Genomic DNA, 22,608 nt, shown 5'->3' with positions numbered 1-22,608 from the left:
TTGCGTAATTAATTATTATTGCAAATTGGTATTAAATTGTGTGGTTAAGCACTCAGTGTTAAACACTAAATTTTAAACACAAAAAAACCTGCAATTGCAGGTTTTTTTTATAACTTAAAAAGCGCTATTAGCTATTTGCATCGCTAAATGCTTTGCACGCTTCTTTGTCTTTACACTCACCGTATAAATATAAAGAGTGGTTTGTTAGCGTTATACCGTTCTCTTCAGCTATTTCTAACTGGCGACGTTCAATTAAATCGTCTTCAAACTCTACAACCTTGCCACATTTTAAACACACTAAGTGATCGTGGTGAGTGCTGCCAGAAAGTTCGAATACTGACTTTCCACCTTCAAAGTGGTGACGGCTTACAATGCCTGCGTCATCAAATTGGTTTAATACGCGGTAAACAGTCGCAAGACCAATTTCTTCACCTAAATCTAATAGAATTTTATATACATCTTCAGCGCTGATGTGTTGGTTATCTGGAGATTGTAAAATTTCTAAAATTTTAATACGCGGTAAAGTTACTTTTAAACCGGCTTTTTTAAGTTCCAAGTTATGATCAGTCATTAAATCTGTCTCAAATTTGTTTGTTTATACTAGACATCTCTTACAGATGTACACGACACATTAGCAATAACAAGAATAACGTGCCTAAGCACGGAGTGCAAAGAACAATTGATCAATTTTGTTATTAAATTTAAATTCGCTAACTGTTTGATAATTATTTAAACAGTTAGCGACAAAGGGGGGAGGTTAGTCAGCTAATTCGCTTAAGCACATTTCGTCGTATACTTGTGCGCACCATGCTTTAACGCGTTGCTCAGTTAATTCTGGTTGACGGTCTTCATCAATACCAAGGCCAACAAAGTGAGCATCATCAGCCATGCCTTTAGATGCTTCAAAGTCATAACCTTCGCTAGACCAATGGCCAACAACAATAGCGCCACGTTCAGTAACAATATCGTTAATCATACCCATCGCATCTAAAAAGTATTCTGCGTAGTCTTCTTGGTCACCACAACCAAAAATTGCTACTAATTTACCTTCAAAGTCTACTTCTTCAAGCTCAGGGAAAAAGTCATCCCAATCACATTGTGCTTCACCGTAGTACCAAGTTGGGATGCCGAATAAGATCAAATCAAATTCTGCAATCTCTTCTTTAGAGCTTTTTGCAATATCGTGTACAGCCACAAGCTTTTTACCCAATTCTTTTTGGATCATTTTTGCTACGTGTTCTGTATTACCTGTGTCACTTCCGAAAAAAATGCCTACACTTGCCATGGACTTCAAACCTTTTATCTATCAATAGCCAATCTTTCTTGTAAAATTGTTTCAATCAGCGCACTACGGCTAATATTTTGTGCATCTGCCATATCACTCAGTGCCTGATATAACTGTGATGAAACTTTAAATTCTACACGCTTTAAACCACGTGCTTTATCTCGTTTTATTTGATTACGTTTATTAACCTTTAACTGCATATCCCTTGGAAGAGGGTTCGTTTTAGGCCTGCCTGGGCGCTTTTCGTATTCAAATAAATCGGGAGTTGTTCTATCTGTTTCTGACTTCGCCATGCCTAACCTACACCTGCGCCTTGCCAAAAAACTTGAATAAGCCCTTTTGCAATAAAGCCAGAACACCCTAAAAAAAGTACGCCCCATACTATGTAGCGACCAAATTTAGGCACATTACCACTATTTAGTACGTCTTTAATTGCCAGGCCGATGAATGCAAAAATACCGGCTAAGCCAAAGTACAACCCTAGGGTATCAAATTCGTTAATAAACTGACTGACCATCAACGTATAACCTTTAAATTAAACGGCGCGTACTATAGCATATAAATATGCATTAATTTAGTACGCATAAACAAAAACACATGATTAAAATTGCATTAAAGCGCTGTTAAAAAGTCATTTATAGCCTTATTAACCGCCAATGGTTTTTGTGCGTGTAGCCAATGGCCAGCACCATGTATAATTTTTGCGCGAGTATTTTTAAAACGTTTGGTTATTTCATCTCGGTGTTCGGGCAATATGTAATCCGAATCATTCCCTTTAATGAACAAAGTATCGCATAAACAAGAATTGTTTTCATTAACATTGGCGGTGATTGTCGAATATTTTTTATCAAGCACATCTAAATTAAAGCGCCATGCAAAATTACCCTTATCATTTTTAGCTAGGCTTTTTAATAAAAACTGCCTAACCCCCAGCTCATTAATATACTCGCTCATAATTGCATCAGCTTGTTTTCTATCGGCTACGTTACTATTGGCAACCTCTTTTAAAGCGTTAATAATTTGTGTGTGACGCGCTGGGTAACTCACAGGGGCAATATCAAGCACAACTAACTTGTTAACCTTATCACTGTGAGTAAGTGCTACTTCCATAGCAACTTTGCCACCCATTGAGTGGCCTATAATATGGGCTTTCTCAATGCTTAAAAAATTCATAAGCTCAACAATATCAGCAGCCATGGCGGGGTAGTTCATTTCGTCACTATGAAATGAAGCACCATGGTTACGCAAGTCTATATTGGTCACTTTAAAGTGTTCGCTCAGTGGCTTTGCAATAACATTGAGGTTTTCGAGTGAGCCAAATAAGCCATGTATTATAAGTACATCAGGGCCTTGGCCGTATTGTTTATAGTTTAATTGCATTACCACCTCCTAAAATTTTGGCTTAGTTTGCCGAGCATTGGCTAAAAAAGCAAAAAATACAGTTACTATTTAATACATTGGGCTTTTGGGTGTTTAATCAACAGCGCTTAGTAATTAATGGATATGTTAGTGTGAGTGCCTGTTGTAACTCGCATTTATATTTGGTTTGGGTATAATCACGTGGAAAGAAAAAATGTGGCCCGTAATGACAGGAACAACATGAAACAAATCGACATAGACGACGAGTTATATCAGTATATTGCTAGCAATACACAAAGTATTGGCGAAAGCGCATCCACTATTTTACGTCGTTTATTAAACTTAAACGGTGACAACAACACAACCGTTGCTGCGAATAATCAAAATAACGAAACAGCTTCTCAAGATAATATTGACGATTCCCCACAAACCGACGCTTCACAAGAAGCTGAGGTTGTCACACCCGTGAAGCAAACAAACGCTAATGTGTTTAATATTCTAAATAAAGAAGAGCTTGCAATGCAAAAGGGTGTTGTGGGCAGGTTTTTATTTATTTTAAGTGCTTTTTACCGCACTCATAAAAAAGATTTTTCCGCGGTGCTTGAAATTAAAGGCCGTGACCGCGTTTATTTTGCAACAAGCAAAGAAGACTTAGTAAATAGCGGTAGCAGTATGAACCCTAAAAACATTACTGATAGTGAATATTGGGTAATGACAAATTCAAATACTACACGTAAAAAAATGATGCTACACGAGGTTGCGCTGTGCTTAGGTTATACAGCAGAGCAAGCAGAAGAAATTCGCGATTACTTGTAAGGAAATAAACATGGCTATTCATTCAGGTGCTGGGAAAACTGCGCCACATTCAACTTTAGTTAACGTACCAAAACTGGTTTCTGCTTATTACTTAAATGAGCCAGACTTAGAACAAAACCCAGAGCACTGTGTTGCTTTTGGTACGTCTGGTCACCGTGGCTGCTCGTACGATGTTAAATTTAACGAATCTCATATTTTAGCAATCACCCAAGCTATTTGTGATTACAGAAAACAAAATGATATTTTTGGCCCACTTTTTTTAGGCAAAGATACCCACGCTTTAAGTGAAGCTGCGTTTAATTCAGCAATTGAAGTATTAGTAGCAAACGAAGTACAAGTTATCACTCAGCAAAATGACGATTACACACCAACGCCTGTAATCAGCCATGCTATTGTTTGCCATAATAAATTAAACCCTAACGAATTAGCTGACGGCATTGTAGTTACACCTTCGCATAACCCGCCAGAAGACGGGGGCTTTAAATATAATCCACCAAACGGCGGCCCAGCCGACACCGACGTGACTAAATGGATTGAAGATAGAGCCAATCAACTTTTATTAGAAGATTTAGTAGAAGTAGAATTATTCCCGTTTGCTAAAGCATCACGTTCAGGCTTTATTAAATACGAAGATTTAATGACACCTTACATTAATGACTTGGAAAATATCGTTAATTTAAAAGCAATTAGCGACGCAGGCATTAAAGTAGGAATTGATCCACTTGGTGGCTCAGGTATTAATTTTTGGCCAGTGATAGCGCAAAAGTATAACTTAGACTTAACCGTGGTAAATAACACGGTTGATGCGCGTTTTGCCTTTATGCCACTTGATAAAGACGGCAAAATTCGTATGGATTGCTCATCACCATATTCAATGGCTAACTTAATTAAGCTAAAAGACGACTTTGATATTTCTATTGGTAATGACCCTGATTACGACCGCCACGGTATTGTGACACCCGATGGTTTAATGAACCCTAATCACTTTTTAGCGGTAGCGATTGATTACCTATTAAAGCACCGTGATTGGGATAGCAGCGTAGAAATTGGTAAAACCCTTGTTTCTAGCTCTATGATTGACCGAGTAGTTGCGCGTAATGAGCGCAAAGTAAAAGAAGTACCGGTAGGCTTTAAATGGTTTGTTGAGGGCTTAAATAAAGGAAAACTTGCTTTTGGCGGCGAAGAAAGTGCCGGTGCTGCATTTTTACGTTTTGATGGCACCGTGTGGTGTACAGATAAAGACGGCTTTATTATGGGGCTACTTGCAGCAGAAATTTTAGCTGTTACAGGTAAAACACCTTCAGTGCTTTATAAAGAGCTTGAGCAAGAGTTTGGTTCACCACTTTATAAACGATTAGATGCGCCAGCAAGCAGCGCTCAAAAATCGCGTTTAAAAGCACTCAGTGCAAGTGATGTAAAAGCGGATACCTTAGCAGGTGAGCCAATTTTACAAAAGCTTACGCATGCGCCAGGTAACGACGCAGCCATTGGTGGTTTAAAAGTAGTGACTGAAAACGGCTGGTTTGCCGCTCGTCCATCAGGTACTGAAGATATTTATAAAATTTATCTTGAGTCTTTCAAAGGTGAAGAACATTTAGCACTTCTTGAAAAAGAAGCTAAACAATTAGTTGATTCTGTGATCAGCTAACCCTACTTAAACTATTTAAAAACGGCTGATTTATTCAGCCGTTTTCGTTTGTACCTCTCACACAATTAAAAGGGCTTATCATGTTAGCCAAACCAGATTATTTAAATGAATTAAAAAATACCGGCGATTTCTTAACGCTTAGTCGTAATAATGAGTGGCATTTAGAGGCCAGTGAATTTGCTTTAGAAAATGGCACTCGCGTAACCATTCATGATACGGGTGTGATTGAGTTTCAACCACGTGTTACAACCACAAAAGACGTTGTGCTTTCTAGTGCAGTGCACGGTAACGAAACGGCACCAATAGAAATTTGTGACTCGCTAATAAAGCAAATTATAAGTGGCGAACTTGAGCTGGCGCAACGCGTGTTATTTATTTACGGTAATCCTAAATCAATAAATATAGGTTTACGTTTTGTTGAAGAAAATTTAAATCGCTTGTTTAATGGTCACCACACCGTAGATGGCACGCCTATGAACGATGAGCGTGTTCGCGCTGCTAAGCTTGAGCAATACGTGAGTGATTTTTTTGATCGCGGTAATGCACAAAGCGCACGCTTTCATTACGATTTACACACGGCAATTCGCGGCTCTAAAAACGAAAAGTTTGCTGTTTATCCATTTTTACATGGTAAACCGTGGAAAAAATCCCAATTACAGTTTTTATTAAGCTGTGGTGTTAATACTGTTTTAATGATGAAGTCGCCTGCAACTACGTTTAGTTACTATTCTTCATTTGTGCACGGTGCTGACTCGTTTACTGTTGAACTTGGACAAGTAAAGCCGTTTGGCGAAAACGATATGACCCGTTTTGCTAAAACTAAGCAAACGCTTACTGCATTAATTAGTCAAAATGAAGTTGAATACCCGCAATTTAATGCAAAAGACTTTGAGCTGTTTTCTGTGCACCGAACCATTAACAGAACGCAAGAAGACTTTAGCTTTACTTTTTCAGACGATGCAGAGAACTTTACAGGCTTTGCAAAAGGTGAGCTGTTAGCTAAAGACGGCGACACTTCTTATGTGGCTGATGTTGAAGGTGAAGCAATTATTTTCCCTAATGCAAAAGTTGCACTAGGACAAAGAGCATTATTAACAGTCGTACCTATGCAAATAGATAGTAATTTCGTCTAATACAACTCATCAGACCACAACCTCCATATTTTTAACTGTATGTTTTTATTTAACAAATAATTGCGTACAGTTAACTTTCCATGTTTGTAAGCTTATTTTATTTTTGTTTCGTCTTAGACTTGTTGAATAACATCTTACGTTAACGTAAGGTGGTGGCAGCTTTAATTAAATACAGTGCAGATGCTGCAAAGTTTATTCGCAAGCTTCACCCATAATAATAATCTAAAGGGGGCGCTGTATAACTGACAACAAAAGAAGGTAGGTTATGAGTAATCCCAATAACGTATCGCTGAATATTAACCACGACCTTACGTTTATCGACGGTCATGCGCTAACTATTCCAACCCTTAGTATTTTAACTGAGGACGGCGACATTCATCCTAGTGCAACCGCACCCGATATATCAAAAAACACGGCAATTAAATTATACGAAACCATGCGCTTTATTCGCTTACTTGATGAGCGTATGCAAGGGGCTCAACGTCAAGGCCGCGTAAGTTTTTACATGCAATGTTTAGGCGAAGAAGCTGCCGTTACGGCCTCTGCTGCAGCACTTGATCAAGACGATATGATAATGGCGCAATACCGTGAGCAAGCTGCATTGCATTACCGAGGATTTACCCTTGATCAGTTTATGAATCAGATGTTTTCTAATGAATTAGATTTAGGCAAAGGTCGCCAAATGCCAATTCATTATGGGTCAAAAGAATTAAACTATATGACCATTTCATCTCCCCTTGGTACGCAAATTCCACAGGCCACAGGGTATGCTTACGGGCAAAAAGTAAAACATATTGATGCCAAAAGCGGTGAGCTTGAAAGCCCGATTGATAACGTCACTATTTGTTATTTTGGTGAAGGTGCGGCGTCGGAAGGTGACTTTCATGCGGGTTTAAATATGGCAGCGGTGCATAAAGCGCCTGTTATATTTTTTGCACGTAATAATGGCTACGCGATTTCTACGCCTGCTGATGAGCAATTTAAAGGTGATGGCATTGCTTCTCGCGGTGTGGGCTACGGTATTAAAACAATTCGTGTAGATGGCTCAGATGCACTTGCGGTATTTGCAGCCACTCAAAAGGCACGAGAAATAGCATCTACACACGGTGAGCCTGTGCTTATTGAATCTATTGCGTATCGTTTAGGCGCGCATTCAACATCGGATGACCCAAGTGGTTACCGCTCAAAAGATGAAGAAGCCAATCACAAAGTGTGCCCAATTGATAAATTTAAAAAGTGGCTAATTAAACAAGACTGGTTAAACGAAGAAGATGACGCTAAGGCAAAAGAGGCCATACGCGAAGATATATTAGCCGCCCTTAAACGCGCAGAAAAAGTACAAAAGCCAGCGTTAGAAGCGCTTATTTCTGATGTGTACGATACACCCATTCCGTCACTTGTCCGCCAGTATGATGATTTAAAAGCACACATAAAACAGCATCCTGATGCATACCCAATCACCGCAGGGAGAATCAAGTAATGGCTAAAATGAATATGCTACATGCAATTAACTCAGCCCTTGATATAACCATGCAAGAGCACCCGCAAGCGTGTGTGTTTGGTGAGGATGTCGGTTACTTTGGTGGGGTGTTTAGAGCAACATCGGGCTTACAAGAAAAATACGGCAAGCACCGTGTTTTTAATACCCCCTTAACTGAGCAAGGCATTTTAGGTTTTGCTAACGGTTTAGCAGCCTTTGGCGCGCCCGCTTTAGCAGAAATACAATTTGCTGATTATATATTCCCAGCGTTTGATCAAATTGTGAATGAATCTGCGAAATTTAGATACCGCAGCGGTAACGAATTTAACGTTGGTAATTTAACTATTCGTACCCCTTACGGTGGCGGTATTGCAGGTGGGTTATATCACTCGCAATCGCCAGAAGCGTACTTTGCTCATACACCGGGCTTAAAAATTGTGGTACCGCGTAACCCGTATCAAGCAAAAGGGCTATTACGTGCCTGTATTAAAGATGACAACCCTGTCATTTTCTTTGAGCCAAAACGTTTATATCGCGCCTCTACAGGCGAGGTACCTGAAGAAGATTACAGCATAGAGCTTGGTAAAGCAGAGGTTGTACAACAAGGGACTGATGTCACTTTACTTGCCTGGGGCGCACAAATGGAAATTGTTGAACAAACTGCTAAACAAGCAAGTGAGCAGGGTATTAGCTGTGAGGTTATTGACCTTAGAAGTATTTTACCGTGGGATGTAGAAACCATTGCTAAATCGGTTACTAAAACGGGTCGTTTAATTGTTAGCCACGAAGCGCCTATTACAAACGGATTTGGCGCTGAAATTGCGGCAACAATTCAGCAAGAATGCTTCCTGCATTTAGAGTCACCTATTATGCGAGTATGTGGTTTAGATACGCCATATCCATTAGCACTTGAAAAAGAGTACGTGCCTGATGCACTAAAAGTAATGGCCGCAATTAAACAATCAATGGATTTTTAGGGGATACCATGGCTAAAGATTTTATATTACCCGATATTGGTGAAGGCATTGTTGAATGCGAAGTGGTTGAATGGTTAGTGCAAGAGGGCGACACGGTAAGTGAAGATCAGCCTATCTGTGATGTAATGACAGATAAAGCGCTAGTGCAGATTCCTGCTGTGCACGATGGTGTGATAACCACTTTGTACTATCAAAAAGGTGAAATAGCTAAAGTACATGCGCCTTTATTTGCTATGGATGTAGCAGGGGAAGTGGCTTCTAATGATCAAAAACCTGATACATCTTCTAGCGCTGACACCAACAATATTGAGCAAAGCACGCAAGCTAATTCTCTACAAAATAATGAACAAGTAGAGGACTTTATTTTACCAGATATTGGTGAAGGCATTGTTGAATGTGAAATTGTTGATTGGTTAGTTGCAGAAGGTGATGAAATAGAAGAAGACCAAGCTGTTTGTGATGTAATGACCGACAAAGCTTTGGTACAAATTCCAGCTAAATATACGGGTACAGTGCAAAAACTTTATTATCAAAAAGGGGAAATTGCGAAAGTACATAGCCCGCTATTTCAAATGACTATTGCAGGCAGTGCTCAAAAGCCAAGTGTGGATGTCAATGAAGCGGTTGTAAAAGCGCAGTCAAAAGCGGCTGAAAAACCGTTAGCCACCAATGCAAAGCAAGCTGATAAAGTGATAAACAAAAAAGCGGTTGCATCGCCTGCTGTTAGGCGCAAAGCGCGCGAGCTTGATGTTGATTTAACATGTGTACCAGGCAGTGGTAAAAATGGGCGTATTTATAAGCAAGACATAGAAGAGTTTATTAAAGGAGAGGTACCTAACACAATTGATACTTCGCCACTTAATAGTGCTCCTGAAAATAATACAGCTCAAAATAAAGCGCCTGCTTTAAAACATTCTCAGGTTGGTGGCACACGTGTTGAGCCAATTAAAGGCATTAAAGCGGCTATGGCTAAGCAAATGGTTGCGTCTGTCTCAACTATTCCGCATTTCACGTTTAGTGATGAAATAGACCTAACTGAGCTAATTAGTTTACGAGGAAGTTTAAAAGAGCAATATAAAGCGCAAGGTGTCAAACTCACCATGATGCCGTTTTTTATAAAGGCACTGTCACTTGCTATGAAAGAGTACCCCGTACTTAATTCAAAAGTGAACGATGATTGCTCAGAGATTACCTATTATGACGATCATAATATTGGTATTGCAGTTGACTCTAAAATTGGGTTGTTAGTGCCTAATATTAAATCGTGCCAAAGTAAAAGCATTGTTGATGTAGCAAATAACCTAACTAATTTAACGAATGCCGCACGAGAAGGGCGAGTAGCACCTGATGATTTAAAAGGTGGGACTATCAGCATCTCTAACATAGGGGCAATTGGTGGCACTATTGCAACGCCTATCATCAATAAACCAGAAGTTGCTATTGTGGCTTTGGGTAAGTTACAGCACTTACCGCGTTTTGATGAAAGCGGCCAAGTTGTAAGTAGAGCAATTATGCAAGTTAGTTGGTCGGGCGATCACCGTGTTATTGATGGGGGCACCATTGCGCGTTTTAATAATTTATGGAAATCGTATCTTGAAAACCCATCGGCGATGATGATGGCAATGAGCTAAAAATTAAACTTATAAAAAACCAGCAATTTGCTGGTTTTTTGTTTTAAAGCGGGCTGTTTTTAATTAAGATACAAATGTTACTAAAAAGTAATGAAATTAACCCGCAAGGGAATATAAAAATAAACACTAAGGAACTGTTATGGAACATTATATGAACGCGCTGCGCAGCTACGCTGATTTCTCAGGGCGTAATCGTCGCAAAGCATTTTGGATGTTTTACTTAATCAACTTTTTAATCGCTTTAGTACTGGGAGTGGTTGATGAGCTGATGGGTGTAGCTGTGGTTGGAACAATATATAGCTTGGCACTGTTAATACCGCAATTAAGTGCCGGTGCTCGTCGTCTTCATGATACGGGTCGTTCTGGTTGGTGGCAGCTACTTTGGATAGTGCCAATTATTGGTTGGATAATCTTAATTGTGTTTTTAGCACAGGACTCACATGAAGGTGAGAACGATTATGGCCCTAATCCAAAAGAATTAGCAGCTGAGCCTGCTTCCGTATAACAAAACGTCATACATTAAAAAGCTCAGCAATTGCTTAATGCCGATCAGTTAAGAAATATTTAATGATCCATTGACCGATCTTCTGGCTAGTATATAAAGACTCCTGAATTTATTCAGGAGTCTTTTCTTTTGCAACTCACTACCGCACTTTCTCTTGCCAATGGCTATGCCCCTAACTCAGAAGGCTTAGGTCAACTGAGTGATTTTTTATGCTCTGATTTTATCAAACAATGTGCTGAAACAGCCGGTGTCGCGACTATAAGACGAAGAAGGCTGCCTGTTGAAATGGCTGTTTGGACTGTAATTTGTATGTCACTTTATCGTGAAGACCCACTCTGGAGCATTGTCAGTAAATTGGGTTTAGCATTACCCGGTAAAAAAGAGCTTGTTGCGCCTAGTGCTGTCGTACAAGCAAGACAACGCCTTGGCGCTGGTGCAGTGAAAGAAGTCTTTGAACAAAGTCAAAAAATGTGGAATAAGGATGCTAACCATCCCACATGGTGCGGGTTATCTCTCTTAGGCGTTGATGGCGTTATTTGGCGCACACCTGATACCCAGGAAAATCATCAAGAATTTTCTGCTTGGAAAAACCAGCACGGTGATACGGCCTTTCCTCAAGTTCGTATGGTATGCCTAATGGAGCTGACTAGCCATTTATTATTGGGGAGTGCCTTTGATAGCTGCCGCTCAAGCGAAATGGTACTTGCAGAAGACTTAATCGAAGTAACACCCGATAATTCACTCACGTTATTTGACAGAGGCTTTTATTCTTTGGGCTTACTAAATCGCTGGCATCATGCAGGAAAAAACCGCCATTGGCTCCAACCCATGAGAAAAGGAACCCAGTACGAAGTCGTTCGCTCTTTAGGACGTCAAGACAAACTCATCAAACTAAAAACAACAGCGCAAGCGAGAAAAAAGTTTGCAGACTTACCTATGGACATTGAAGTAAGGCTGGTAACGAAAACAATTAAAGGGAAAGAAGTAAATATTCTGACGTCATTGAGCGACCCAATGCGTTTTCCCAAGGCTGAAATCGTTGACTTATACAGCGACCGATGGGAAATAGAACTTGGCTATCGAGAAATGAAACAAACCTTATTAAATAGTCACTTCACGTTACGCAGTAAAAAGCCAGATATGATAGCGCAAGAGCTATGGGGCATAATGCTTAGCTATAACTTACTCAGGTATCAGATGGTAAAAATGGCGCAGAAAAAGCCGGGACTTTATGCCAAGCACCTGAGTTTTACGACGTGCGCAATCAGTATTATTAACTTAATTCACACGATGTTTATAGAGAATGCGGGACGTATCCCAAAATCTATTGAGCAACTACAAGCACAAGTTGAACATCATATTTTACCGATAAAACGAGAGAGAGCGTATCCAAGGTGTGTGAAACCAAAGCCCAGTAAGTATTCCAATAAAAAACGCCAGTCAGTTGTTAACTGACTGGCATTAAGCAATTGCTGAGCTTTTTTGTACTTATGATCTTTTAAAAAATTAGCTTAAAACGTTAGCTTAAAAAGTAAAGCCCGTAACCTACAACTAAAGCAGGGATAGATGTATACAATGTTGCTATTACAGCTGCTTTGGGGGCCATCGCAATAGCAGGGAACAGCGCATCACCATCATTAGAAATTGCATTCGCAGCTAATGCACTAAAAGGAATAATGCCTTGTATATAAAGCGTAGTTACAATTATTTGCGGCCCACACCCCGGTAAAAATCCAATGACAACAGCAACCAATGGTGCTAAATAGGCATAGTGTACAAACCACGTTTTTAAATCTAGCCCAGCAATATTCACGAGTATTTCGAACAACATAAACGAGGCCACTACCCAAGCTGTTACAAAGTGGGTGTCTTGTAATACTTTTATTAGCTTTGAAGGAGGATTACATTCATCGTCCTCTGAGGTAATTTCTTTATAGGTTTCACCCTTTGAAGAATATGCCCAAATTGTCACTGTAAACAAAGCCATTGCCGCACCAAATAGGCTAATGCCTGTGCTGGTGTATTGGCCAAACTGGTCAAAATCAACATTAAAAGCAATTAAAAAGGCAATAACTAGGCTCGGGATAATAGCAAACATCCAAACTGGCTTACTTATTTTAATAATTTTAGTAGGCAGTATTTTTACTTGATGTTTTTGTTCTTGCTCGGTTGGGCGTAAAAAGTCAGGCTTGTGTATTGCATTTACTATTAAGCCACAAAAGCTGCCAACCACTAAGCCTATAGCCATAATCATTAAACCTTCAGTTGGGCGCGTGGCTAAAAGTAAAAACGCAGCATCACCCATTGTCGCAGTAAGCACAGCAACTATGGCGCCAAAACTCGCTTGGCCTTTGGTAAATTGAGTAACCACTATTATTGCCCCACCACAACCTGGTAAAGCACCTAAAACTGAGGCAAACATAACTTCTAGAGCAGGGGATTTAGCACTTAAATAGCTCAGCTCAAGCTGAGGTAAATGCTCAATAGAGTAGTAATAAATTAATAAAGTGGCAGCAACAAATACGCTAACTTGAAAAAAAGCATCGCTTAGTGCTGTTATTGTGATGTCCCGAAGGGTAGGCACAGCCAAACATACCAATAAAAATAATGGCAGTAATAACCGTTTATTTTGACTTACAAAACGCTTTGAAGCTGGCGTAATAAATCCTATTTGTGAGAGTAAAATCATAAGTGTGACCCAGTTTTAATTGACTAAGTCACACTGTATATTTTAATTAAATGATAATCAATATCATTTGCGTCTATTTAAATCGATTACTTAGTTTAAGTTTTTCGATTACAGCTTGATTGTTATTTACGCTGAAACTCTGAGTTTTTGTACCATGTTGGCCATTGTGCTTGCTCAGAAATATCAAAACCTACTTTATAAAATAATTGTAAGTCTTGCACTGCGCCCGATAAATCCCACTCGTCACGGTATCTATCACATGGCTGGTGGTAACAGCCACGAAGCACTAAGCTCATACGCTTTCGGTAAGTTGCTGTTTCGTCATCAGCGGCAATAGTTCCACCACCTGCATACATTGCAGGAATGCCCATATTTGCAAAAGCAAAGTGATCAGAGCGGTAGTACCCACCAGATGAAGGCTTAGGATCGCCAGCGATGGTTCTGCCTTGCTCTTTAGCTGCATTTGCAAGTAGGTCATCCATTTGTGACTTACCTAAACCAACTACGTTCATATCTTTAACTTTACCTAATAAATTTAAGCTATCCATATTAATATTAGCGACGGTTTTATTAGGTGCAATAACAGGGTTAGCTGCATAGTATTTAGAGCCTAGCAGGCCTTGCTCTTCGGCGGTTACTGCTAAAAAGGTCATTGAACGGCTAGGGTGCTTAGGAAGCTTAGTAAACGCCTCTGCAACTTCAATTAAACCAGCGGTGCCCGAAGCGTTATCGTGTGCACCGTTATATATTTGATCGCCCTTACGAGTCGTATCTGTCCCTAAGTGATCCCAGTGAGCTGAATAAATTACATGCTCGTCTGCTTTTTCACTACCCACAAGCGTAGCAATAAAGTTGTACGAAACCGATTTTTTAATGGTGTTTTTAACATTAACCGAAGCTGTTAAGTCGCCCATGTCTACGTTGTACGCACCTTTAGCTGCATTTTCTTTAGCTGTATTAAAATCAAGTCCTGCTTTTGCAAAAAGCTCTTTTGCTACATCAGTAGTAACCCAACCTTCTACCGCAACGCGGTCCATATTGTTGTTTTCTTTTTGAAAACCAAACTGCTCACCACTCCATGAGTTCTCTACAACCGACCATGGGTAAGAAGCAGGCGCCGTTTCGTGAATAATAATGGCACCAGCAGCACCTTGACGGCTTGCTTCTTCGTATTTATACGTCCAACGACCGTAGTAGGTCATTGCATCACCTGTAAATAAAGCAGGATCCTTAGTCGCAAAACCAGGGTCGTTAACCAGCATAACCACTGTTTTACCTTTAACGTCTAGGCCTTCGTAGTCGTTCCAGTTGTACTCTGGTGCGTTTACACCGTAGCCAACAAATACAAGCTCTGAGTTTTCAATGCCTTCTTGTGCGCTAATACGGCTACTACCCATAACCATATCTTTTTTGTATTGGTAATCTTTACCACCAATACTTAACACCATATCTGAGTCAGCCTCAAGTGAAACAAGTGGCACTTCTTGTAAAAAGCTGTCGCCATTGCCAGGCTCCAAGCCAAGAGCTTTAAATTGACTGGTTAGATAATCAAGCGTTAACTTTTCACCTTCAGATGACGGAGCACGGCCGCCAAATTCGTCAGAAGCTAATACTTTAATGTGCTTAGCAAGCTCATCGGCTTTAATACTGTTGTAACCATTTGTTACGTCTGTAGGGGTAATACTTGTTGTTGCACAACCGGCTAAAACCGCGCCGGCAATTAGTGTGAGAGAAAAATAACGTTTCATAGTCGCTCTATTCTTGTTCTAAGATCTGATTAGTATATTAAGTTCTATTAATTAGAACCAGTTTTTGCGGTAAACTTCCCGTAAATTAAAGGCATAAATTGTTAAAGGTATAAATGAAGCGCTTTACTCCCCCCGAGCAATGGCAGGTTAGCAGTTTAAACACCGGTGCGTTTGAGCACTTACGCACGCTGTTTGAAATTGAAAAACAAACTGATTGGCCCGCACCTGATTGGTTTTCACCTTATTTAACAGCCATTAACGCTAATAATCTTCCAATTGTATTTGAAGATGATGCCAAAGTAGATTTTGCTGAGCGTTATTACGAACAAGTTATTTTTGAAACCGGCGTTGTACCAACACGCGCAGAAAATTGGCACGACCTATTTGGCGGATTTATATGGTGTTTATTTCCAAAAACGAAAGCCCTCATAAACGAGCGACATGTACAAGAAATAGCACAACATGGCTTAAAGCAACGTACTAAGCATCGTAATGCACTAACACTGTTTGACGAATGTGGCGTGGTATTGGCAATTAGCAATACTCAGTGGCAAGAATGGCTACGCGACCACCAATGGAAAACGGCTTTTGTAGAAAACAAAGGGCAATGGGGCAAAACTATTAAACCTTTTATGTTTGGCCACGCTAACTATGAAATGTTGACTAAGCCTTATATTGGCTTAACCGGTAAAGCTTTGTTTATTTGTGTACCAGATGAAATATTTTGTAAAGATTTAGTAACTCAATATAAGTACCTAGACCAAGTACTTTATGAGAAGATAAAAATAGACAATTGCTTAGCCGATAACAAAAAGCTTTCTCCATTACCATTATTAGGTGTACCAGGCTGGCACGACGAAAACCTTGATGAAGCGTTTTATGATAATACAGATTACTTTAGACCCAAACGAAGGACACGACCATGATTGAAGTCGCAGGGCTTAAAAAGAAGTTTAAGCTAACGAAAGACCATAAAAAAAATAAAGTAGACGATATAGACCCCCGCGAAGATAAAGACTACTTTCACTCAGTACGAGACGTGAGCTTTAGCTGCGCGAAAGGCGAAGTGCTTGGTTTACTTGGGCCTAATGGCGCGGGCAAAACCACCACATTGCGCATGCTGTCAACGGCACTTAAGCCTGATGAAGGGCAAATAACCATTGCAGGCAACGATATTATTAAAAAGCCGTTAGTAGGGCGTAAGTCGATTGGTTTTTTGTCTGGCTCTACAGGTTTATATGGACGCCTTACTGTAAAAGAAAATATTGAATATTTTGCAAAGCTCCATGGTATGAACAAGCAGCAAATTACCTCGCGTTGCGAAGAGCTATTTACCTTACTCGATATGCATAAGTTTATAGATAAACGTGCCGAAAACCTTTCAACCGGTATGAAACAAAAAGCCAATATTGCACGCGCTGTAGTTCATCACCCAGAAGTAGTGGTGCTTGATGAGCCAACCACAGGCCTTGATATTATGACAACGCAAACGGTTATAAACTTTATTAAAGGCTTAAAAGCACAAGGGACGCCTGTTATTTTTTCTACCCATCATTTAGATGAAGTAGCCCTTTTGTGTGACCGTGTAGCGGTTATAAACGAAGGCGTAAGTTGTTTTGATGGCACAGTGGAAGAATTTAAAAAAGCAGGTAATAGTGAAGAGCTAAACCAAGCATTTATGAATATTTTAACGGAGAAACCCCATGTTTGAGGTATTTAAAAAGGAATTAAAAGAACTGCTACGCGATAAAAAAACTTTGTTATTTGTAGTCGCGCTACCTGTTGCTGTGTTTCCGTTATTGTTTGCCGTAGTGGCATTTATAAGCTCACAAGCCGCACTCGATGCAGAGCAAAAAGTACATACTTACGCCATTATAAATGGTGATTTTGCGCCAGAGTTTACCGAAAAAGTGTTTTATCATAAAAGCTTTGAGCAATATAAAGGTGCAAAAACTTTTAATAGCATTGAAGAGCTAAAAGAAGGGGTAATCGCAGGTGATATAGACATGGGTATATATTTACCCACTAACGCTAAACAAGCCTTAAATGATGCCCAGCAAAGTAAGTGGGAAGTGGTATTTAATGATGCTAAATCTATCAACTTTTTATTTCAGCGTGTAAAAGAGCTCGCCAAAGAATACAGCGATTCATTACAAACAGAAAAACTAATAAGTTTTGGCATTGAAAAAGAGGCACATTTAGCACTTTTAACACCTATAGAAGTAGTAAAGGTTGATACCGCCGATAAACGTGAAAATTTAGGGGAAAAACTAGGTGGCTTTTTGCCCTACCTACTTATTCCTATAGTGCTTATGGGCGCTACGTACCCAGCAATAGATTTAGGTGCAGGTGAAAAAGAGCGCGGCACATTAGAAACCTTATTGCTTACACCTATTACGCGTACAGAGCTTGTACTAGGCAAATTTATAACCTTACTGACAACCTCAATTGCATCTACAACTATAACTGTACTGAGTATGGGCGGGTGGATAGCTGTAGCCCTTGCATTTGCAGACCTAGAAGTAATTAAAACAGCATTTAGCTCATTAGCGGTAAGCGATTTATTAATGATTTTTGTATTGTTACTACCCATTGCCGCGATATTCTCAGCGTTGGCGTTAGCAATATCTATTTATGCTCGCACATTTAAAGAGGCCCAAAACTACATGGCACCTTTAAGTATGGGGGTGTTCTTTCCCATCATTGTATCAATTATGCCTAATGTAGAGCTAACAGCTAAAACTGCCTTTATTCCTGTTACTAATGTTGCGCTCGCAATTAAAGAAATTGTTAAAGGCACGGTAGATTACACCCTTGTAGGTTTAATATTTTTAGCAACAGCGATTATTGCTGGGGCATTACTTGCATTTTGTGTTAAGTGGTTTAACAGAGAAGACGTTCTTTTTAGATAGTGTTAAATATTAATTATGAGTAGGGCACTTAGCTCTACTCATTTAATACCTTTAATGTTTATCAAACTAAAATTAAAACGGTAATCCCATAATAAAATCCACTTGTCTATTTTAAAACGCACGTTTTTACACACCTTAAATAACCACCTTCTAAATGTTTAATATTGAAATTAGCGTAAAGCACAGTTTTACTTATTGCAGCATTTTTTAATAAATACCGTAGTTGATAGCATGATATTTACGCCTATATTCATCTTAAATTAATGCAGCATTTCTAGGCTAATACTTAGTAATTGGTTTAGAGTTATTATTCTATGAATTAAACAATATTAATGAGTAACTAATTATTTTTACTTCTATTTTTTATTAAATATTCCTCTATAATCTAGTGTAATAACTATGAAGGCGCGAGGGTTCAATGCTCAAAGGGAATGTGTTTATAACTGCGGCAAAAGGTAATAAATTACTATTAATCGCTATTGTCGTGTTTTTAATGATAGCGTTACCTGCGTTATATGTATTTGAGCAAAAAGTGCGGGCCGAAATTTACACAGACGCACGAGATGAGTTAAATCGTGAGTTAGAGACTAAAAGCGCGTCTTTAAAAAATCATTTAACCGATAGCATAACAGCCATACGTTTTTTAAACGCTACTCCGCCAATTCAAGGCATATCAAGAGCGACCGATAACCAATTAATAGATCCATTACTACAAACACCTATAGCCGTTTGGCAAGAGCGCTTAGCCAGTATCTTTAGTGGCTTTATGCAAACAGATGACTCCATTTTACAAGCGCGTTACATAATGCTTGCTGAAAACGGCCAAGAAATAGTACGTGTGGATAGGTTTTTAGGAGATATTATTAGGCTCGAAGGCCCACAACTTCAAAAAAAAGGCGGACGAGACTACGTACTTAAAGCCAGTATGCTTGATCAAAGCAGTGTGTATATTTCGCCTATTAACTACAACCGCGAGAATGGCGAAATACAAAAGCCCTTAGTAAGTACTTATCGTGTTGCTAAACCCGTTTTTGATAATTTAAAACAAGTGTTTGCCATTTTGGTGACTAATTATTCTGCAGATAAATTATTTGAAAGCTTAACATTTGAGCTGCCACCCGGGATCAGCATTTATTTGTTAAATAATGAAAGTGAATTTTTGTATCATCCAAACCCTGATTTACGCTTTGGATTTGAGTTTAATCAATCTAAGACTTGGAATGACGAGTTTAGTCCTTCGCAAAACATGAATGCGCACGATACGCTAATAATGTCACAAGCACCCAAAGAGTATTTTTTAAATAAACGTATTAGCTTTGACGGCAACATAGCAATGTTGCCACTTGAGTTGGCTGTATCAATCGATTCAAAAACCTTGTTAGAGCGTGTAGCACAAAGGCGAGAAAGCTTTATAGCAATTATGGCTACATTTTTTACCATATTTATTATTATTACTTTGCTATATCAGCGTTATATAAATCGAAAATTACTAATACACTCATTAAAAGAGCAAAATAATAAAGTGATTGAAAACTCACTTGACGCTATTTTTACAATAGATAGCGATGATAAAATTGTTAATGCTAACCAAACAGCAAAAAGTGTGTTTGCTAATAAACTCAGTGATGAAGAGGTCTCTTTTACCGGTTTATTTTCTCTTTCTGAGCAAGATAAAAACTGCATAGCAGATACAATTGAACATGGCTCTAAAATGCCATTTGAAGCCATTTATACCGATGCTAGCGGAACAAAAGAGTACTATTCTATTACGCTAACCAGTGTGTTTGATGTATTTAGCAATTGCTACCAAGTGGCTGCTATTTTACGAAATATTAGCTCGTTAAAAAATATTCAGTCTGAGTTACAAGGTTTAAACAGCACACTTGAACTAAAAGTGACGCAACGTACCATTGAACTTGAACGCGCAATTGATCAAGCACTTGCAGCCAGCCAGGCCAAAAGTGATTTTGTGGCTAATATTTCTCACGAAATCCGTACCCCAATGAACGGTGTATTGGGCATGCTAGAAATGCTCAAAGAAGACAGTCTCACTGAGCAACAACAACACTATTTAAAATTAGCCAATAGCAGTGCTAATTCATTAATGAGTTTAATTAACGATATTTTAGATTTTTCTAAAATTGAAGCAGGTAAGCTCGACATAGATAATCACTCATTTGATGTAGTTACTGTGTGCAGCGATATGATTAACTCAATAGCGCTTCAGGGGCAACGCAAAGGGTTAGAGGTCTTTTTAAATACACAAAATGTGGTTGATCGAATGGTTATTGGTGATAGCCATCGATTAAAGCAAATTTTAATAAACCTAATCAATAATGCCTTCAAATTTACCCACAAAGGGGAAGTGAGCTTAACGCTTAACGCTAAATACATTACCGATAGCAAAATTTTAATGAGCTTTACTATACAAGATACAGGTATTGGTATTGCTCCAGAAAACATAGAAAAGCTATTTGATGTATTTACCCAAGAAGACTCAAGCACAACACGTCACTTTGGTGGCACAGGGCTTGGCTTATCTATTTGTAAAAAGCTTGCCCAATTAATGGGTGGTACAATAACTGTTTCAAGTGAAAAAGGGATAGGCAGTACCTTTACTGCAACGGTTGAATTACATGTAGCACAGCAGCAAAAGCTTAATACGGGTATTGAGCTGTCTAAAGACGTTAATGTTGCAGCGCTTATTGCACGCAATAATGTATTTAAAAATGTATGCGTCTTACTTACGCAAACCTGTAAAATACAATCTAGCCATATAACGCGGTTAGATTACTTTAGCGAACACAGCGAATTTGAAGCCGATTTACTAATTATCGATGATGAACACCCGCAAGTGAATGCACTCATTAGTTACTGCGATAAAGCAAATAAAAAATATGTGCTTATACTTCGCGACATGGTTGTTAATAAGCAATCTAAAAAAGTGTTTCCGGATCACAGCCACATATTGCAAAAGCCGCTAACGCAAGATCAATTCACTTATAAACTAGCCAGTATTTTTGGCGCCAATGGCGAATTTGTTTTAGCACCACCAAAACATGCTAGCGAGCAAGAGGCTGAGCCAGAATTATCTGCTTATCATGTATTACTTGTTGATGACAATATGATCAACATTGAAGTAGCTAAAGCAATTTTAAAGCGCACAGGTATTAAAATAACGTGTGCATCAGATGGCATAGAGGCGCTATCAGCCCTTAAATTTAACCAAGAGCAACCATTTGACTTAATTTTAATGGATTGCCAAATGCCTAACTTAAATGGTTACGATACAACTAGCGAAATCAGAAATGCTAAAGCTGGGGTAGAGTATATTAGCATTCCGATTATTGCCATGACCGCAAGTGCGATGGAAGGCGACAGAGAGCGTTGTATCACTGCCGGCATGAACGATTACATTACTAAACCCATAAAGCCTAAAACGCTTAAAAACAGGCTGTTAACCTGGTTGAGCTAATTAAAATAAGTCAGCGTTATGCCGCTGACTTATTTGGTTTCACTTGCGCTTTTGCAGGTGTTACTAGGTTAGATATATCGGTAGTATCAAGTATTTTTTGTGTATCTGACCAATGAATTAGTTCTATTCGTCCGTTTTGTTGCTCAACCAAAGCGGTACAGCTTTCAATCCAATCACCGTCATTACAATACACAATGCCATCCACCACCTTAATTTTAGGGTGGTGAATATGGCCGCAAATGATCCCATCGACCTTTTGCTTTTTAGCTTCATGAATAGCCGCATCTTCAAAGGCTGCAATAGCTTCACGGGCTTTATGTACGCGCGCTTTTATCCACGATGCAAGTGACCAGTAATTACCGCCAAACAACTTTCTTGCTCTATTAGTCCAACGGTTTAAAAATAGTAGTAAATCGTACCCAGCGTCGCCTGCAATACTAATCAGTTTGTTATAACGGGTTGCTGAATCAAAATCATCACCATGGAGTAATAAAAAACGCTTGTTGGCCTTAGTGGTATGAATAAATTGCTGGTGGACTTCTACGCCAAATAAAGTTTGGTTGATATAATTTCGAAAGGTTTCGTCGTGATTACCCGGTATGTAAATTACTCGCGTGCCATCAAGCGCCTTTTGCTGAATACAGCTTAGCACTTGGTAGTGCGATGGGTTCCAATAAAACTGGCGCTTCATTGACCATAAATCAACAATATCTCCCACTAAATAAAGTGTATCGCATTCAATTGCGTTTAAAAAATCCAGTAAATAGTCAGCTCTACAATCTTTATATCCTAAGTGTACGTCAGATATCCAAACGGCTGGGTAGTGCTGTTTTTGGCTCTGTTGATTGTTTGTCATGCCCTTCATCCATAGTGTGATAATTAAACACTTTAGGGAAATCTAATGACACTTATACGACACTTTCACTAAGCCTCTATGACAATTAATGTAG

At 39.2% G+C, this 22,608-nt stretch carries 20 protein-coding genes; 12 read left to right on the top strand and 8 right to left on the bottom strand.

Annotation, left to right across the window (positions count from 1 at the left end; translation table 11 throughout):
* Positions 1-127: 127 nt before the first annotated feature.
* From fur to PESP_RS09020, 5 genes are all read right to left on the bottom strand, one after another.
* Positions 128-571, bottom strand: coding sequence for a ferric iron uptake transcriptional regulator (gene fur / locus PESP_RS09040; RefSeq protein WP_089347741.1), 444 nt, complete (start codon positions 569-571; stop codon positions 128-130).
* Between the two features lie 186 nt (positions 572-757).
* On the bottom strand, positions 758-1,285 hold the full coding sequence (fldA, locus tag PESP_RS09035; RefSeq protein ID WP_089347740.1) for a flavodoxin FldA: 528 nt from the start codon (positions 1,283-1,285) through the stop codon (positions 758-760).
* A 14-nt stretch (positions 1,286-1,299) separates the two neighbouring features.
* On the bottom strand, positions 1,300-1,578 hold the full coding sequence (ybfE, locus tag PESP_RS09030; RefSeq protein ID WP_004586673.1) for a LexA regulated protein: 279 nt from the start codon (positions 1,576-1,578) through the stop codon (positions 1,300-1,302).
* Positions 1,579-1,580: 2 nt separating this feature from the next.
* Positions 1,581-1,802 carry a DUF2788 domain-containing protein gene (locus PESP_RS09025; RefSeq protein ID WP_089347739.1) on the bottom strand — a complete coding sequence of 74 codons (222 nt, stop codon included), beginning with the start codon at positions 1,800-1,802 and terminating at the stop codon, positions 1,581-1,583.
* A gap of 95 nt (positions 1,803-1,897) precedes the next feature.
* Positions 1,898-2,665, bottom strand: a complete 768-nt coding sequence (locus PESP_RS09020; protein ID WP_089347738.1) for an alpha/beta fold hydrolase — start codon at positions 2,663-2,665, stop codon at positions 1,898-1,900.
* Between the two features lie 219 nt (positions 2,666-2,884).
* Between PESP_RS09020 and seqA the strand changes: the two genes are divergently transcribed.
* The 8 genes from seqA (at position 2,885) to PESP_RS08980 (ending at position 12,289) form a co-directional block, all read left to right on the top strand.
* Complete coding sequence (gene seqA, locus PESP_RS09015) at positions 2,885-3,460, top strand: replication initiation negative regulator SeqA (RefSeq protein WP_089347737.1); 576 nt, start codon at positions 2,885-2,887, stop codon at positions 3,458-3,460.
* 10 nt (positions 3,461-3,470) lie between these two features.
* Positions 3,471-5,108, top strand: coding sequence for a phosphoglucomutase (alpha-D-glucose-1,6-bisphosphate-dependent) (pgm, locus tag PESP_RS09010; RefSeq protein WP_089347736.1), 1,638 nt, complete (start codon positions 3,471-3,473; stop codon positions 5,106-5,108).
* An 80-nt stretch (positions 5,109-5,188) separates the two neighbouring features.
* Positions 5,189-6,241 (top strand): succinylglutamate desuccinylase, encoded by a 1,053-nt coding sequence (astE, locus tag PESP_RS09005; RefSeq protein ID WP_089347735.1) that lies wholly within the window; start codon positions 5,189-5,191, stop codon positions 6,239-6,241.
* Positions 6,242-6,506: 265 nt separating this feature from the next.
* Positions 6,507-7,721: a thiamine pyrophosphate-dependent dehydrogenase E1 component subunit alpha gene (locus PESP_RS09000; RefSeq protein WP_089347734.1), complete on the top strand. Its 1,215-nt coding sequence runs from the start codon at positions 6,507-6,509 to the stop codon at positions 7,719-7,721.
* Positions 7,721-8,698: an alpha-ketoacid dehydrogenase subunit beta gene (locus PESP_RS08995; RefSeq protein ID WP_089347733.1), complete on the top strand. Its 978-nt coding sequence runs from the start codon at positions 7,721-7,723 to the stop codon at positions 8,696-8,698. Before PESP_RS09000 ends, PESP_RS08995 begins: the two co-directional genes overlap by 1 nt.
* An 8-nt stretch (positions 8,699-8,706) precedes the next feature.
* Entirely contained in the window at positions 8,707-10,329 is a 1,623-nt protein-coding gene (locus PESP_RS08990) for a dihydrolipoyllysine-residue acetyltransferase (RefSeq protein ID WP_089347732.1), read from the top strand.
* Between the two features lie 139 nt (positions 10,330-10,468).
* On the top strand, positions 10,469-10,834 hold the full coding sequence (locus PESP_RS08985; RefSeq protein ID WP_089347731.1) for a DUF805 domain-containing protein: 366 nt from the start codon (positions 10,469-10,471) through the stop codon (positions 10,832-10,834).
* Positions 10,835-10,963: 129 nt separating this feature from the next.
* Positions 10,964-12,289, top strand: a complete 1,326-nt coding sequence (locus tag PESP_RS08980; RefSeq protein WP_089346385.1) for an IS4 family transposase — start codon at positions 10,964-10,966, stop codon at positions 12,287-12,289.
* A gap of 64 nt (positions 12,290-12,353) precedes the next feature.
* On the opposite strand, the gene PESP_RS08975 is transcribed toward PESP_RS08980, so the two are convergent.
* Together PESP_RS08975 and PESP_RS08970 are read right to left on the bottom strand one after the other, a co-directional pair.
* The gene (locus tag PESP_RS08975) at positions 12,354-13,523 is read right to left on the bottom strand and encodes a putative manganese transporter (RefSeq protein WP_089347730.1); all 1,170 of its coding nucleotides are present in this window, start codon (positions 13,521-13,523) and stop codon (positions 12,354-12,356) included.
* 122 nt (positions 13,524-13,645) lie between these two features.
* Positions 13,646-15,271, bottom strand: coding sequence for a M28 family metallopeptidase (locus tag PESP_RS08970; RefSeq protein WP_089347729.1), 1,626 nt, complete (start codon positions 15,269-15,271; stop codon positions 13,646-13,648).
* Positions 15,272-15,384: 113 nt separating this feature from the next.
* On the opposite strand from PESP_RS08970, the gene PESP_RS08965 reads away from it, so the two are divergent.
* The 4 genes from PESP_RS08965 to PESP_RS08950 all read left to right on the top strand — a co-directional run bounded on the left by PESP_RS08965 (position 15,385) and on the right by PESP_RS08950 (position 21,658).
* Positions 15,385-16,197 (top strand): DUF3025 domain-containing protein, encoded by an 813-nt coding sequence (locus PESP_RS08965; RefSeq protein WP_089347728.1) that lies wholly within the window; start codon positions 15,385-15,387, stop codon positions 16,195-16,197.
* Entirely contained in the window at positions 16,194-16,982 is a 789-nt protein-coding gene (locus tag PESP_RS08960) for an ABC transporter ATP-binding protein (protein ID WP_089347727.1), read from the top strand. The genes PESP_RS08965 and PESP_RS08960 overlap by 4 nt, the downstream gene beginning before the upstream one ends.
* Positions 16,975-18,183 (top strand): ABC transporter permease, encoded by a 1,209-nt coding sequence (locus PESP_RS08955; RefSeq protein ID WP_089347726.1) that lies wholly within the window; start codon positions 16,975-16,977, stop codon positions 18,181-18,183. Before PESP_RS08960 ends, PESP_RS08955 begins: the two co-directional genes overlap by 8 nt.
* 418 nt (positions 18,184-18,601) lie before the next feature.
* Positions 18,602-21,658, top strand: a complete 3,057-nt coding sequence (locus PESP_RS08950; RefSeq protein WP_174694383.1) for an ATP-binding protein — start codon at positions 18,602-18,604, stop codon at positions 21,656-21,658.
* A gap of 16 nt (positions 21,659-21,674) precedes the next feature.
* On the opposite strand, the gene PESP_RS08945 is transcribed toward PESP_RS08950, so the two are convergent.
* Entirely contained in the window at positions 21,675-22,514 is an 840-nt protein-coding gene (locus tag PESP_RS08945) for a UDP-2,3-diacylglucosamine diphosphatase (protein ID WP_089347725.1), read from the bottom strand.
* Positions 22,515-22,608: the final 94 nt, after the last annotated feature.

The sequence above is a fragment of the Pseudoalteromonas espejiana DSM 9414 genome, assembly GCF_002221525.1.
Classification (GTDB): domain Bacteria; phylum Pseudomonadota; class Gammaproteobacteria; order Enterobacterales; family Alteromonadaceae; genus Pseudoalteromonas; species Pseudoalteromonas espejiana.
The sequence above is the reverse complement of the archived record's forward strand: the minus strand, read 5'-3'. Positions and strand labels throughout refer to the sequence as shown.

Bases quoted from the DNA above. Each gene is read 5' to 3' on its own strand.
- PESP_RS08965 (WP_089347728.1), top strand. From the start codon at position 15,385: ATGAAGCGCTTTACTCCCCCCGAGCAATGGCAGGTTAGCAGTTTAAAC.
- PESP_RS08970 (WP_089347729.1), bottom strand. From the start codon at position 15,271: ATGAAACGTTATTTTTCTCTCACACTAATTGCCGGCGCGGTTTTAGCC.
- PESP_RS09020 (WP_089347738.1), bottom strand. From the start codon at position 2,665: ATGCAATTAAACTATAAACAATACGGCCAAGGCCCTGATGTACTTATA.
- PESP_RS09000 (WP_089347734.1), top strand. From the start codon at position 6,507: ATGAGTAATCCCAATAACGTATCGCTGAATATTAACCACGACCTTACG.
- fldA (WP_089347740.1), bottom strand. From the start codon at position 1,285: ATGGCAAGTGTAGGCATTTTTTTCGGAAGTGACACAGGTAATACAGAA.
- PESP_RS08995 (WP_089347733.1), top strand. From the start codon at position 7,721: ATGGCTAAAATGAATATGCTACATGCAATTAACTCAGCCCTTGATATA.
- PESP_RS08950 (WP_174694383.1), top strand. From the start codon at position 18,602: ATGCTCAAAGGGAATGTGTTTATAACTGCGGCAAAAGGTAATAAATTA.
- PESP_RS08975 (WP_089347730.1), bottom strand. From the start codon at position 13,523: ATGATTTTACTCTCACAAATAGGATTTATTACGCCAGCTTCAAAGCGT.
- PESP_RS08990 (WP_089347732.1), top strand. From the start codon at position 8,707: ATGGCTAAAGATTTTATATTACCCGATATTGGTGAAGGCATTGTTGAA.
- PESP_RS08945 (WP_089347725.1), bottom strand. From the start codon at position 22,514: ATGACAAACAATCAACAGAGCCAAAAACAGCACTACCCAGCCGTTTGG.
- ybfE (WP_004586673.1), bottom strand. From the start codon at position 1,578: ATGGCGAAGTCAGAAACAGATAGAACAACTCCCGATTTATTTGAATAC.
- astE (WP_089347735.1), top strand. From the start codon at position 5,189: ATGTTAGCCAAACCAGATTATTTAAATGAATTAAAAAATACCGGCGAT.
- PESP_RS08960 (WP_089347727.1), top strand. From the start codon at position 16,194: ATGATTGAAGTCGCAGGGCTTAAAAAGAAGTTTAAGCTAACGAAAGAC.
- pgm (WP_089347736.1), top strand. From the start codon at position 3,471: ATGGCTATTCATTCAGGTGCTGGGAAAACTGCGCCACATTCAACTTTA.
- fur (WP_089347741.1), bottom strand. From the start codon at position 571: ATGACTGATCATAACTTGGAACTTAAAAAAGCCGGTTTAAAAGTAACT.
- PESP_RS09025 (WP_089347739.1), bottom strand. From the start codon at position 1,802: ATGGTCAGTCAGTTTATTAACGAATTTGATACCCTAGGGTTGTACTTT.
- seqA (WP_089347737.1), top strand. From the start codon at position 2,885: ATGAAACAAATCGACATAGACGACGAGTTATATCAGTATATTGCTAGC.
- PESP_RS08985 (WP_089347731.1), top strand. From the start codon at position 10,469: ATGGAACATTATATGAACGCGCTGCGCAGCTACGCTGATTTCTCAGGG.
- PESP_RS08955 (WP_089347726.1), top strand. From the start codon at position 16,975: ATGTTTGAGGTATTTAAAAAGGAATTAAAAGAACTGCTACGCGATAAA.